Origin of the sequence: Cupriavidus sp. WGlv3 (assembly GCF_023952475.1) — a bacterium.
GTDB classification, from domain to species: Bacteria; Pseudomonadota; Gammaproteobacteria; order Burkholderiales; family Burkholderiaceae; genus Cupriavidus; species Cupriavidus phytorum.
Genome location: NZ_JALHRX010000003.1, coordinates 378,414 through 392,331, shown reverse-complemented (window position 1 = coordinate 392,331; position 13,918 = coordinate 378,414). Strand labels below are relative to the sequence as shown.

9 protein-coding genes are annotated in these 13,918 nt (G+C 67.5%); 7 read left to right on the top strand and 2 right to left on the bottom strand.

Annotated elements, in window-relative coordinates; all coding sequences use genetic code 11:
* The first annotated feature begins 1 nt into the window (after window position 1).
* On the top strand, window positions 2-1,006 hold the full coding sequence (locus MKD38_RS08395) for a homoserine kinase (protein ID WP_252675776.1): 1,005 nt from the start codon (window positions 2-4) through the stop codon (window positions 1,004-1,006).
* A 5-nt stretch (window positions 1,007-1,011) separates the two neighbouring features.
* A complete protein-coding gene (locus MKD38_RS08390) occupies window positions 1,012-1,818 on the top strand; it encodes a BPSS1780 family membrane protein (RefSeq protein ID WP_252675774.1) in 807 nt (268 codons plus the stop codon).
* Between the two features lie 73 nt (window positions 1,819-1,891).
* Here MKD38_RS08390 and MKD38_RS08385 read toward each other — a convergent pair whose 3' ends face one another.
* The gene (locus MKD38_RS08385) at window positions 1,892-2,650 is read right to left on the bottom strand and encodes an IclR family transcriptional regulator (RefSeq protein ID WP_252675772.1); all 759 of its coding nucleotides are present in this window, start codon (window positions 2,648-2,650) and stop codon (window positions 1,892-1,894) included.
* Window positions 2,651-2,829: 179 nt separating this feature from the next.
* On the opposite strand from MKD38_RS08385, the gene sauS reads away from it, so the two are divergent.
* The 3 genes from sauS to MKD38_RS08370 all read left to right on the top strand — a co-directional run bounded on the left by sauS (window position 2,830) and on the right by MKD38_RS08370 (window position 7,312).
* A complete protein-coding gene (gene sauS, locus MKD38_RS08380; protein WP_252675770.1) occupies window positions 2,830-4,275 on the top strand; it encodes an acylating sulfoacetaldehyde dehydrogenase in 1,446 nt (481 codons plus the stop codon).
* Complete coding sequence (locus tag MKD38_RS08375; RefSeq protein WP_252675768.1) at window positions 4,272-5,801, top strand: acyl--CoA ligase; 1,530 nt, start codon at window positions 4,272-4,274, stop codon at window positions 5,799-5,801. Before sauS ends, MKD38_RS08375 begins: the two co-directional genes overlap by 4 nt.
* A 218-nt stretch (window positions 5,802-6,019) precedes the next feature.
* Window positions 6,020-7,312, top strand: a complete 1,293-nt coding sequence (locus MKD38_RS08370) for an MFS transporter (protein WP_252675766.1) — start codon at window positions 6,020-6,022, stop codon at window positions 7,310-7,312.
* A gap of 42 nt (window positions 7,313-7,354) precedes the next feature.
* Here MKD38_RS08370 and MKD38_RS08365 read toward each other — a convergent pair whose 3' ends face one another.
* Window positions 7,355-9,703, bottom strand: a complete 2,349-nt coding sequence (locus MKD38_RS08365) for a UvrD-helicase domain-containing protein (protein ID WP_252675764.1) — start codon at window positions 9,701-9,703, stop codon at window positions 7,355-7,357.
* 256 nt (window positions 9,704-9,959) lie between these two features.
* Between MKD38_RS08365 and MKD38_RS08360 the strand changes: the two genes are divergently transcribed.
* Window positions 9,960-12,827, top strand: a complete 2,868-nt coding sequence (locus tag MKD38_RS08360) for a valine--tRNA ligase (RefSeq protein WP_252675761.1) — start codon at window positions 9,960-9,962, stop codon at window positions 12,825-12,827.
* A 139-nt stretch (window positions 12,828-12,966) separates the two neighbouring features.
* Window positions 12,967-13,857 (top strand): UTP--glucose-1-phosphate uridylyltransferase GalU, encoded by an 891-nt coding sequence (gene galU, locus MKD38_RS08355; protein ID WP_252675752.1) that lies wholly within the window; start codon window positions 12,967-12,969, stop codon window positions 13,855-13,857.
* Window positions 13,858-13,918: the final 61 nt, after the last annotated feature.

Genomic DNA, 13,918 nt, shown 5'->3' with positions numbered 1-13,918 from the left:
TATGGCCGTATTCACCACGGTCTCGCAGGACGAGATCGCACGCTGGCTGCTGGATTTCGACCTTGGCGAAGTGCGCGACCTGCGCGGCATCGCCTCGGGCATCGAGAACAGCAATTTCTTCCTCACCATGGAGCACGAGGGCCAGACGCGCCAGTACGTGCTGACCATCTTCGAGCGGCTGTCATTCGCGCAGCTGCCCTATTACCTGCACCTGATGGCGCATCTGGCCGAGCGCGGCATCCGCGTGCCCGCGCCGATCCCGGCGCGCGACGGCGAGATCCTGCGCCCGCTCAAGGGCAAGCCCGCCACCATCGTCACGCGCCTGCCCGGCGCGTCGCAACTGGCGCCCGACGCGCAGCACTGCGCCGAGGTCGGCGACATGCTGGCGCGCATGCACCTGGCCGGCGCCGACTACCCGCGCCGCCAGCCCAACCTGCGCAGCCTGCCGTGGTGGCAGCAGACCGAGCGCGAGATTTTGCCCTTCCTCGATGCCGGCCAGCGCACGCTGCTGCAGCGGGAAATCGCCCACCAGGCGGCGTTCTTCGCCAGCGCGGCGTACGCCAGCCTGGGCGAAGGCCCGTGCCACTGCGACCTGTTCCGCGACAACGCGCTGTTCGAGGAAGACGCCAGCGGCCGCCACCGGCTGGGCGGCTTCTTCGATTTCTACTTCGCCGGCAACGACAAGTGGCTGTTCGACCTGGCGGTCACCGTCAACGACTGGTGCATCGACCTGGCCACCGGCGAACTAGACCCCGCGCGCGCGCAGGCCCTGCTGCGGGCTTATCATTCGGTCAGGCCGCTGACCGAGACCGAGGCCGCGCACTGGCAGGACATGCTGCGCGCGGGCGCGCTGCGCTTCTGGGTGTCGCGACTGTGGGACTTCTACCTGCCGCGCGAGGCCGACATGCTCCAGCCGCACGATCCGACCCATTTCGAACGCATCCTGCGCCGGCGCCTGGACGCACAACCCGCGAACCCCGAGAGCGCCCCGCTCCCCTGGATCTGACCCGTATGCAACTACTGGAAGTCCCTGCCAAGGAAGGCTACACCTGGTTCCGCCAGGGCATCTGGCTGTTCCGCAAGAACCCGCTGACCTTCCTGATGCTGCTGTTCGTCTACCTGATCGCCGCGCAGCTGGCCATCGTGGTGCCGCTGATCGGCATCATCGCGCTGCTGGTGGTCACGCCCGGCCTGTCGGTCGGCGTGATGACCGCGTGCCGCGACGTGATCCAGAACAAGCGGGTGCTGCCCACCGTGCTGCTGGCGGGCTTCCGCGCCAACGGCAAGGAAGCCACGCGCAACCTGCTGGTGCTGGGCGGCATCTACGCCGGGCTGGTGTTCATACTCGGGCTGATCGCTGGCGCGGTGGTCGACATGAGCGCGCTGGTGCCGATCGTGCTGAAGGAAGAAGCGCCGACCGCCGAGGCGGTGCGCCAGCTGTACTACGCCATGCTGATCGGCGCGCTGCTGTACACGCCGATCGCAATGATGTTCTGGTTCGCGCCGCTGCTGGCGGCGTGGCACGGCGTGCCGCCGGTCAAGGCGCTGTTCTTCAGCTGGACCGCATGCTGGCGCAACCGCGGCGCGTTCTTCACCTACGCGGTGCTGTTCGCAATGCTGCTGGTGGCGATCCCGTTCTTCCTGGAGGCGGTGTTCAGCGTCTTCGGCGCCGAGACGGTGCTGTCGTTCCTGGTCACGCCGTATTCGCTGCTGATGCTGGCGATCCTGTATTGCTCGTTCTATGCGACGTACCGCGGCTGCTTCAACGTGACCCCGCCGGGGGTCGAGCCGGCGGCGCCGGCTGCGCCGGGCGCCTGATTACAGGCGTTTCGCTACCCGATGCTCCGCTCTCCCGCAAACGGGAGAGCGGAGCAAATGACCGAAGCCCAAACTACTCCCCGAACGTCTTCACCATCGCCTCCGCCGCCAGGCGCAGGTCGGGCACGAATCCCATCAGTCGGTCCATCGTCATCCGCGCCAGCGGTGCCTGTACCGCGATCGCAGCGCACGCACGGCTGCGATTGCGCATCACCGGCACCGCCACCGCAATCATCCCCTCAAGGTTTTCCTGGTTGTTGATGCCCAGGCGCCGCTGCCGCGTCTGGGCCAGCTCCGCATGCAGCGCCATGGCGTCGGTAATGGTGTTCGCCGAATGCGCGCGCAGCGGCAGGTTCGCGACCAGACGCTCGCGCTGCGCGCATGGCAGGAATGCCAGCAGCAGCTTGCCGCTGGCGGTGCAATGCAGCGGCACGCGCGAGCCCGGCTGCAGGTGCATGCGCAGCGGCCATTGGGTTTCCACCCGATCCAGATAGACCACGTCATCCCCCGACAGCATGGTCAGGTTGCAGGTTTCGCCAACCTTGTCGACCAGTTGCTGCAGGATCGCATGGCGCGCCGCGGCCGGCCCCGCCTGCATCAGCACATTGACCGCTAGCTGGCGCACGCGTGACGAACACTCATAGCCAGCACTGCCCACCGTGCGCGACACCAGCCAGGTGCTCTCCAGCTGCTTGAGGATGCGGTGCACGGTCTGCTTGGGCAGCCCGATCTGCTGCACGATGGCCGACAACGGCATGGGCCCGTCGGCTGCGGACAGGATCTCCAGGATGCGGAAGGCGCGCACCGCGGCGGCGTTGGAGTGATTGCTCATGGATGCAATTTAGCGGATTCCGGGACGCCTTTGCGTCCCGAAAACTGCATTACCGGTTGCAGCCCGCAACCGTGCCCGAGAATGCGCACAAATTGGGACGGCATGCCCTCCCGGGTTCACTAGATTCGATCCGGGGCCGCCGCAACGGACCCGCCTGAACCAAACCCCGGAGCCGATCCATGAGTGTGCAGATACTGCAGCGCCAGCAGTCCCATTCCACCGATGTCCCCGTGCAGGAAGACCAGGTCGCTACGATCGTGGCGCGCGCGCGGCAGGCGCAGGGCGCGTTCGCACGTGCCGGCCAGGCGACTGTCGACACGGCGGCCGCCGCGGCCGCGTGGGCGATCATGGAGCCTGCGCGCAACCGGGAACTGGCCGAGCGTGCCGTCGCCGATACCGGCCTGGGCAATGTCGACGACAAGATTCGCAAGAACCACCGCAAGACCCTGGGCCTGCTGCGCGACCTGCACGGCTGCAAGACGGTGGGCGTGATCGCGCAGGATGCGGCCTCAGGCATTACCGAGATCGCCCGGCCGGTGGGCGTGGTCGCGGCGATTACGCCGTCGACCAATCCCGCGGCGACGCCCGCCAACCAGATCATCAACGCCCTCAAGTGCGGCAACAGCGTGATCGTCGCGCCATCGCCGAAAGGCCACGACACGTGCGCGCTGCTGCTGTCGTTCATCCACGCCGAGTTCGCCCGCGCCGGACTGCCGACGGACCTGGTGCAGATGCTGCCCGCACCGGTCTCGAAAGCCGCCACCGCGGCACTGATGCAGCAGGCCGACCTGGTGGTCGCGACCGGTTCGCAAGCCAACGTGCGCATGGCCTATACCTGCGGCACGCCGGCCTTCGGCGTCGGCGCCGGCAACGTCGCCTCGATCATCGACACCAGCGCCGCGCTGGATGACGCGGCGGCAAAGGTGGCGCGCTCCAAGACCTTCGACAACGCCACCAGTTGCTCGTCGGAGAACAGCCTGGTGGTGCTGGATGCGGTCTACGCAGCCATGCTCGACGCCCTGGCCCGGGTTGGCGGCGTGTTGCTTACGGCTGCGGAGAAGGCGCGGCTGCAGGCACTGATGTGGCGCAACGGCAAGCTCGCCGGCACGTTCACGGGACAGAGCGCGACGCGCATCGCCGAACTCGCCGGGCTGGAACGCGTGCGCGCGCTACGCCCCGCCATGCTGCTGGTGGAGGAAACGGGCGTCGGCGGCGACTACCCGTTCTCCGGTGAAAAGCTCTCGCCCGTGCTGACGCTCTACCGCGAAGCCGACTTCGCCGCGGCGGTCGCGCGCGTGGCGCGCCTGTACGACTACATGGGCGCCGGGCATTCGGTAGGCCTGCACTCGTCCGATCCGCGCCATGCGCTGCAACTCGGGCTGGAACTGCCGGTGGCGCGCGTAATCGTGAACCAGGCGCACTGCTTCGCCACCGGTGGCAATTTCGACAACGGCCTGCCGTTCTCGCTTTCCATGGGTTGCGGCACCTGGGGCGGCAACAACTTCTCGGACAACCTCGGCTGGCGGCAATACCTGAACCTTACCCGCATTGCCCTGCCCATCGCCGAGCACGTGCCCGATGAAGCGGAGCTGCTGGGCGATTACTTCGGGAGGGTCGGAAAATGAACGCGCGCACGGAAGCCGAAATGTTCGACACCCTCGCCGCGCTGGTGGCCGTGCGCGCCGCGCAGTGGCCCGACCAACCCTACCTGGTGTCGCCGGACAGCGGCAATGCGCTGACCTTCGGTACGCTGGCGGCCGACGTCGCGACGCTGGCCTGCCGCTATGCGGCAGCCGGACTGGAGACCGGGCAAACCGTGTCGGTGTACCTGCCCAATGGAGAGCAGACCGCGCGGCTGCTGCTGGGCACCATGGCGTGCGGGCTGGTGGTCAACCCGATCAACCTGCTGTGCCAGCCCGCGCAGCTGCGCTACATCCTCGCGCATTCGGATACGCGGCTGGTCTTCACCTGGCCTGGCGGCGAAGCCGCCATCCGCGCGGCGCTGCGCGAGGCCGGCCTGGACCTGCCGGTGATCGTCACCGCGCCCGACGCCGGCAGCCTGCCGGCGCTGCCCGCGGCGCGCGGCGTCGCGCCGCCGCTGCCACCGCCGCAGGCGGGTGCGACCGCGCTGCTCATGTACACGTCCGGCACCACGGGCACCCCCAAGGGCGTGCTGTTGACGCAGCGCAACCTGATCGCCAACGGCGCCAACGTCAGTCGCGAGCACGGTCTCGGACCAGCGGACCGGGTGCTGGCAACGCTGCCGCTGTACCACATCAATGGCCTGGTCGTGACCGCCATCGCGCCGCTGGTGCACGGCGGCTCGGTGGTGATGCCGATGCGCTTTTCGGCAAGTTCATTCTGGCAGGACAGCGCGCGCCACGGCTGCACCTGGCTGAATGTGGTACCGACCATCATCGCCTACCTGCTGAACGACCCGCACGGCCAGGCGCCGGCAGGTGTGCGCTTCTGCCGCTCGGCATCGGCTGCGCTGCCGCCCGAACATCACCGCGCCTTCGAAGCACGCTTCGGCATCGGCGTGATCGAGACCATGGGCATGACCGAGACCGCCGCACCGGCGTTCAGCAATCCGCTCGACCCGGCCCGGCGGCGCATCGGCAGCATCGGCCTGCCTTCGGGCACGCGCGCCCGCGTGCTCGGGCGCGACGGCAGGCCGATGTCCGACGGCGAGATCGGCGAGATCGTGCTGCAGGGCGAGAACGTGATGGCGGGCTACTACAAGGCGCCCGACCTCACGCGTGAAGCCTTTACCCGCGACGGCTGGCTGCGCACCGGCGATCTCGGCTACCGCGACGCCGACGGCTACTTCTACATTACCGGGCGCGCCAAGGAATTGATCATCAAGGGCGGCGAAAACATTGCACCGCGCGAGATCGACGAGGCGCTGCTGCGCCATCCCGCCGTGCTGGAAGCCGCCGCGGTCGGCGTGCCCGACCCGGCCTACGGGCAGGACATCGTTGCCTACGTGGTCATGCGCGAGGCGGCGCGCTGCGATGACGCTGCACTGCGCGCCCATTGCCTGCGCGAACTGGGCCGCTACAAGACGCCAAGAGAGTTCCGCTTTATCGCCGAGCTGCCGCGCGGCCCGTCCGGCAAGGTGCAGCGGCTCAAGCTGCTCGACCACGCCTGAGCCTCCCTTCCCGGCCATCCACCAACCCTCGCCAAGGAGCCTGCCCGACCCCCATCCGCAAGACCAGGAGACACCCGCAACACCACAGACAGATTGCTCAAGGACGGGGCAGCGCGGCCGGCGCCGCGCCCCGGCGCGCCGCATGCGCATGGCTACGGACCATGCGCCGGCCGCCGCCCGGTCAACGCCACGCGCACTCGTCGCGCATAGGAGGTGGTATGAAGCAACGCATCAAGACCCGGCACATGATCCTGGGCGTCATGTGCCTGATGTATTTCATCGCCTATATCGACCGCGTCAACATCTCGGTCGCCGCTCCGCTGATCCGCGAGGAAATGGGGCTGACGTCGTCTCAGCTGGGGCTGGTGTTCTCGGCCTTCGCCTATCCCTATGCCGCCATGCAGATCCTCGGCGGCTGGATGGCCGACAAGTTCGGGCCCAAGAAAGTGCTGATCGTGCTGTCGCTGATCTGGGGCGTGGCCACCGTGCTCACCGGTTTCGCCGGCAGCGTGCTGATGCTGGTGGTGCTGCGCTTTGCGCTGGGGATCGGCGAAGGCGGCGCATTCCCGACCGCGACGCGCGCCTTCACTTACTGGATGCCGGTGGCGGAGCGCGGCTTCGCGCAGGGCATCACGCACAGCTTTGCGCGGCTCGGCGGCGCGATCACGCCGCCGATCGTGCTGGCCATTGTCGCAACCGCCGGCTGGCGCGAAGCCTTCGTCGTGCTGGGTGCGGTCAGCCTGGGGTGGACCGTGCTCTATGCCCTCTATTTCAAGGATTCTCCCGACCAGCACCGGCGCGTGACCGCACAGGAGCTGCAGGAGATCGGCTACCGGCGCGGCGAGCGCCAGCAGGCCGCCAGGTCGGCCACGCCGTGGCGGCGCCTGTTCCGGCGCATGTGGCTGGTGACCTTCGTCGACTTCTGCTACGGCTGGTCGCTGTGGGTCTATCTGACCTGGTTGCCGTCCTACCTGAAGGAAGCGCGCGGCTTCGACCTGAAGCAACTGGCGCTGTTCACCGCGCTGCCGCTGATGGCCGGCGTGGTCGGCGATACGCTCGGCGGGGTGCTGTCGGACCGCATCTACCGGCGCACCGGCAACCTGCGCCTGGCGCGCGGCGCGATCCTGTTCGTCGGGCTGGCCGGCTCGCTGCTGTTCATCGCGCCGATGACCTTCACGGCCGATGCCATCAACGCGGTGATCCTGTTGTCGCTATCGTTCTTCTTCCTGGAGCTGACCAATGCGGTGCTGTGGAGCCTGCCGCTGGACATCGCCGGCAAGTACGCCGGCACCGCCGGCGGCATGATGAACACCGGCTTCGGCGTGGCCGGCATGGTGTCGCCGGTGGTGTTCGGCTACCTGATCGAGCGGACCGGCAGCTATGACCTGCCGTTCATGATCTCGGGCGCGTTGCTCGGCGTCGGCGCACTGGCCTCGCTGTTCATCAATCCGCTGCTGACGGTCGAAAGCCCGGACCAGAAAGCCGGCGAGGTCCGCCACGCCTTGCCCTGAGCCTTGCCTGGCGGCACGGCGGCCGGCGCAGCCGGACCTGGTTCAATCGATCGTGTCCAGCTTCGCCACCGCCAGCGCCAGCCACTTGGCGCCATGCCGCTTGAAGTTGATATTGGCGCGCGCATCGGCGCCCTCGCCTTCCAGCGCGGTGATCACGCCTTCGCCGAACTTGTTGTGGAACACCGACTGGCCGACGCGGAAGCCGGTGCCGGCCTCGCGCTTGGCATCGGCATAGCCGTTGCCGTTGTCCATGCCGCCGGTCGGTTTGGTGCCGGTATAGGGTACGTCCTCGGGCTTGCGGAACCAGTCGCGGCCCCAGGCATTGTCGCGCTCCTGGCGGCGCACGCCGCCGTAGCTCTGCGCCGGCGGGGTCAGCCATTTGAGCGAGGTCTCGGGCAATTCCTCGAAGAAGCGCGAGCGTACGTGGTAGCGGGTCTGGCCGTGCAGCATGCGGCTTTGCGCGAACGACATGTAGAGCCGCTTGCGCGCGCGCGTGATCGCCACGTACATCAGCCGGCGCTCTTCCTCCAGGCCGTCGGGGTCCATCATGCTGTTCTCGTGCGGGAACAGCCCTTCCTCCAGCCCGCTGATAAAGACCACGTCGAACTCCAGCCCCTTGGCCGCGTGCACGGTCATCATCTGCACCGCGTCCTGGCCGGCCTGGGCCTGGTTGTCGCCGGCCTCGAGCGAGGCGTGGGTCAGGAACGCGACCAGCGGCGTCATCACCACCGGCAACGCCTCTGGGTCGAGCAGCTGCTGTGACTGGTCCCCGTCGGCCAGCACCGGCGTGGCGGGGCCGCGGTCGGCCGGGATCACCGCGGCCAGCGCTTCCAGGCCGTAGCCCTCCTCGACCACGAAGGCCTGCGCCGCGGTCACCAGTTCCTGCAAGTTCTCGATGCGGTCCTGGCCCTCTTTCTCGCCCTGGTAATGCGTGATCAGGCCGCTGTGGTTGATCACGTATTCGACGGTCTCGGCCAGCGTCATGCGGCGCGTTTCTTCGCGCATCCTGTCGATCAGCCGCGCGAACGCGGCCAGCTTGCTGCCGGCCGCGCCGGGCACGTAGGCCACCGCCTCGGCCAGCGCGCAGTCGTACTGGCGCGCCATGTCCTGCAGCACTTCGAGCGAGCGCGCGCCGATGCCGCGTGCCGGGAAGTTGACCACGCGGCCGAAGGCGGCGTCGTTGCGCGGGTTCTCCAGCAGCTGCATGTAGGCCAGCGCGTGCTTGATTTCGGCGCGCTCGAAAAAGCGCAGGCCGCCATACACGCGGTACGGAATGCCGGCCGAGAACAGCGCGTGCTCGATCACGCGCGACTGCGCGTTGCTGCGGTACAGGATGGCGATCTCGGCACGGCTGGCGCCCTGCGCAATCTGGTCGCGGATCTCCTCGATGATCCAGGCGGCTTCCTGCCCGTCGGAGCCGCCCTGGAACACGCGCACCGGCTCGCCGTGGCCGGCGTCGGTGCGCAGGTTCTTGCCGAGGCGGCGCGCGTTGTGCGAGATCAGATGGTTGGCCGAATCCAGGATGTGCCCGTGCGAGCGGTAGTTCTGCTCCAGCTTGATCATCCGGCGCACGCGGAACTCGTGCTCGAAGTCGCGCATGTTGCCGACATTGGCACCGCGGAAGGCGTAGATGCTCTGGTCGTCGTCGCCCACGGCAAAGACCGCCGCCGGGTTCTGCGTGCCGTGGCCGGCCAGCAGCTTGAGCCACTGGTACTGCAGCACGTTGGTGTCCTGGAACTCGTCGACCAGCACATGGCGGAAGCGGTGCTGGTAGTGCTGGCGGATGGCGTCGTTGTAGCGCAGCAGCTCGTAGCAGCGCAGCAGCAGCTCGGCGAAGTCGACCACGCCCTCGCGCTGGCACTGCTGGTCATAGGCGGCGTAGAGGTCGACGAAGCGCTTGTTGAAGTCGTCGTTGGCCTCGACGTCGGCCGGGCGCAGGCCCTGCTCCTTGGCATTGTTGATGAAATACTGCAGGTTCTTGGCCGGGTACTTCTCGTCGTCGACGTTGAGCGACTTGAGCAGCCGCTTGAGCGCCGAGAGCTGGTCCTGGCTGTCGAGGATGGCAAAGGTCTGGGGCAGGCCCGCGTCGCGGAAATGCGCGCGCAGCATGCGGTTGCACAGGCCGTGGAAGGTGCCGATCCACATGCCGCGGGTGTTGATCGGCAGCATCGACTGCAGCCGCGTCTGCATTTCCTTCGAGGCCTTGTTGGTGAAGGTCACCGCCAGGATGCCCGCCGGCGAGACCCGGCCGTTCTGCAGCAGCCACGCGATGCGCGTGGTCAGCACGCGGGTCTTGCCGCTGCCCGCGCCCGCCAGGATCAGCGCCGGTTCGTCGGGCAGGGTGACGGCGGCTAGTTGTTCGGCGTTCAAGTTGGCGAGCAGGGCGGACATCGGAAAGGCCTAGTGGAATCGCCAGCAATTATACCGGCGGGCCCTGTTCCATAAATCACATCCGGCCCGCCGACGATGGCGCGCGCACGGTCTGCGGGCCGGCCGCCTCCGGGCACCGAAATAGGCACCGGCGGCCCGCCCCCGTATAATTTGTGGTTTCACTGGCGCCAGGCCGGCCCCCGCAGGCCGCCAGCGACCGCCAGGCGCAGGGCAACGCACCTGCCACGCACCCAGACGCCAACCTCGACATCCCAGCATGACCGCCCAAGACCAATCGCTTGCCAAGAGCTTCGAACCCGCCGCCATCGAGGCGAAATGGGGCCCCGAGTGGGAGAAGCGCGGCATCGCCAAGCCCACCTTCGACCCCGCCCGCCCGGACTTCGCGATCCAGCTGCCGCCGCCCAATGTGACCGGCACGCTGCACATGGGCCACGCGTTCAACCAGACCATCATGGATGGCCTGGCACGCCATGCGCGCATGCTGGGCGCCAATACGCTGTGGGTGCCGGGCACCGACCACGCCGGCATCGCCACCCAGATCGTGGTGGAGCGCCAGCTCGAGGGCCAGGGCGTGTCGCGCCATGACCTCGGCCGCGAGAAGTTCACCGAGAAGGTGTGGGCCTGGAAGGAAGAGTCGGGCTCGACCATCACCCGCCAGGTGCGGCGCATGGGCGCGTCGATCGACTGGAGCCGCGAGTACTTCACGATGTCGCCGGAGATGTCGACGGCGGTCACCGAAGTCTTCGTGCGGCTGTACGAGCAGGGCCTGATCTACCGCGGCAAGCGCCTGGTCAACTGGGACCCGGTGCTGGGCACCGCGGTGTCGGACCTGGAAGTCGACAGCGTCGAGGAAGAAGGCTCGCTGTGGCATATCCGCTATCCGCTGGTCGAGGCTGACGCCCGCGGCGGCCTGAGCCACCTGACCGTGGCCACCACCCGTCCCGAAACCATGCTCGGCGACGTCGCCGTGATGGTGCATCCGGAAGACGAGCGCTACGCGCACCTGATCGGCAAGTCGGTGCACCTGCCGCTGACCGGCCGCCAGATCCCGGTGATCGCCGACGAATACGTCGACCGCGAGTTCGGCACCGGCGTGGTCAAGGTCACGCCGGGCCACGACTTCAACGACTATGCGGTGGGCCTGCGCCACAACCTGCCGCAGCTGTCGATCCTGACGCTGGACGCGAAGATCGTTGCCGACGCCCCCGCCGCCTACGCGGGCCTGGACCGCTTCGACGCGCGCAAGGCCATCGTCGACGACCTCGACAAGCAGGGCCTGCTGGAAGACGTCAAGAAGCACAGGCTGATGACCCCGCGCAGCGAGCGCACCGGCAGCGCGATCGAGCCGATGCTGACCGACCAGTGGTTCGTCGCCATGAGCAAGCCGGCGCCGGAAGGCACTTTCTACCCCGGCCGCTCGATCGCCGAAGTCGCGCTCGAGGCGGTGCAGAGCGGCGAGATCAAGCTGGTGCCGGAAAACTGGATCAGCACCTACAACCAGTGGCTGGGCAATATCCAGGACTGGTGCATCTCGCGCCAGCTGTGGTGGGGCCACCAGATCCCGGCGTGGTACGACGATGCCGGCAACTGCTTCGTCGGCCGCACCGAAGAGGAAGCGCTTGCCAAGGCAAAGGCCGCCGGCAGCACCGGCACGCTGCGCCGCGAGGAAGACGTGCTCGACACCTGGTTCTCGTCGGCGCTGGTGCCGTTCTCCTCGCTGGGCTGGCCCGCGGAAACGCCGGAGCTGAAGCACTTCCTGCCGTCGTCGGTGCTGGTGACCGGCTACGACATCATCTTCTTCTGGGTGGCGCGCATGGTCATGATGACCAAGCACTTCACCGGCAAGGTGCCCTTCCACACCGTCTACGTGCACGGCCTGGTGCGCGATTCGGAAGGCAAGAAGATGAGCAAGTCCGAGGGCAACACGCTCGACCCGGTCGACCTGATCGACGGCATCGACCTCGACACGCTGCTGAAGAAGCGCACCACCGGCCTGCGCCGGCCCAAGGACGCGCCCAAGATCGAGAAGAAGACGAAGAAGGAATTCCCCGAGGGCATTCCGGCGTTCGGCGCCGACGCGCTGCGCTTCACCTTTGCGTCGCTGGCCACGCTCGGCCGCAACATCAACTTCGATACCGGCCGCTGCGAGGGCTACCGCAACTTCTGCAACAAGCTGTGGAACGCCACCCGCTTCGTGCTGATGAACACCGAGGGCCATGACTGCGGCATGGGCCCGTGCAACCAGGACTGCGGCCCGGACGGCTACCTCGATTTCTCGCAGGCGGACCGCTGGATCGTGTCGCTGCTGCAGCGTGTGGAGGCCGAGGTCGAAAAGGGCTTTGCCGAATACCGCTTCGACAATATCGCCAACGCCATCTACAAGTTCGTCTGGGACGAGTACTGCGACTGGTACCTGGAACTGGCCAAGGTGCAGATCCAGAACGGCACGGAGGCCCAGCAGCGCGCCACCCGCCGCACCCTGCTGCGCGTACTCGAGACCGTGCTGCGCCTGGCGCATCCGGTGATCCCGTTCATCACCGAGGAACTGTGGCAGAAGGTGGCGCCGCTGGCCGGCCGCGCCAAGGGCGATGGTGCGGAAACGATCGCAACCCAGCCATATCCGCTGCCCGCGGTGGCCAAGATCGACGAGAATGCCGAGCAGTGGGTCGCGCGCCTGAAGGAAGTGATCGACGCCTGCCGGAACCTGCGTGGCGAAATGAACATCTCGCCGGCCCAGCGCATCCCGCTCTATGCGGAGGGCGACAGCGCCTTCCTGAAGGCGGCGAGTGCGCATATCCAGGCACTGGCGAAACTTTCCGAGGTGCGCGTCTTCGAAGATGAAGCTGCCCTGCAGGCCGAAGGTGCCGGTGCGCCGGTCGCCATTGCCGGGGGCAACCACCTGCTGCTGAAGATCGAGATCGATGTCGCCGCCGAGCGCGCGCGCCTGTCGAAGGAAGTCGAACGCATCGGTGGCGAAATCGGCAAGTGCCGCGCCAAGCTCTCGAACGAGAGCTTTGTCGCCAAGGCACCGCCCGCGGTGGTGGCGCAAGAGACGCAGCGCCTGTCCGATTTCGAGCAGACGCTGGCCAAGCTGCAGGGCCAGCTGCAGCGGCTGCCGGCCTGACCCGAGGGGTCAGCCGGGCGGCCTGCATCACGCCCCTGCCAGCCGGGGGTTCTGTGCGGCATCGTCGGACAGAACCGGACAGACGGCGCCCACGCTGGCTGGCAGGGTTATGGACTGGAATCTGAGAGGTACACCTGATATGGAAAATCGCGTCACCAAGGCTGTGTTCCCGGTTGCGGGCCTGGGCACCCGCTTCCTGCCAGCCACCAAGGCCAGCCCCAAGGAAATGCTTCCGGTGGTGGACAAGCCGCTGATCCAGTACGCCGTGGAAGAAGCCATGGCCGCCGGCATTACCGAGATGATCTTTGTGACTGGCCGCTCCAAGCGCGCGATCGAGGACCATTTCGACAAGGCCTTCGAACTGGAAGTGGAGCTCGAAGCCAAGAACAAGCAGGCGCTGCTGGACGTGGTGCGCTCGATCAAGCCGGCCAACGTCGAGTGCTACTACGTGCGCCAGCCCGAGGCGCTGGGCCTGGGCCACGCGGTGCTGTGCGCGGCCAAGCTGGTGGGCGACACCCCGTTCGCGGTGATGCTGGCCGATGACCTGATCGACGGCAACCCGCCGGTGATGAAGCAGATGGTGGATGCCTTCAACCACTACAACTGCTCGGTGCTGGGCGTCGAGGAAATCACGCCCGAGCAGAGCCGCTCCTACGGCGTGATCGATGGCCGCGAATGGGACGAGGACGTGATCAAGGTCTCGGGCATCGTCGAGAAGCCGGCGCCGGAAGACGCGCCGTCCAACCTCGGCGTGGTCGGGCGCTACATCCTGACGCCGCGCATCTTCGACCACCTGCGCGAACTCAGGCCCGGCGCCGGCGGCGAACTGCAGCTGACCGACGCGATCCAGTCGCTGCTGGGACAGGAGCAGGTGCTGGCGTACCGCTACCAGGGCCGCCGCTATGACTGCGGCAGCAAGCTCGGCTACCTCAAGGCCACCGTCGAGTTCGCGCTGAAGCACCCCGAAGTGGGCACCGAATTCAGCGCCTACCTGGAATCGCGCGAACACCTGAACGGCCTGGGCCGCTGAGCTCGCCGTCGCGGACACGAAGAAAAAGCCGCTTTCGAGCGGCTTTTTCCTTGTTGGCGCA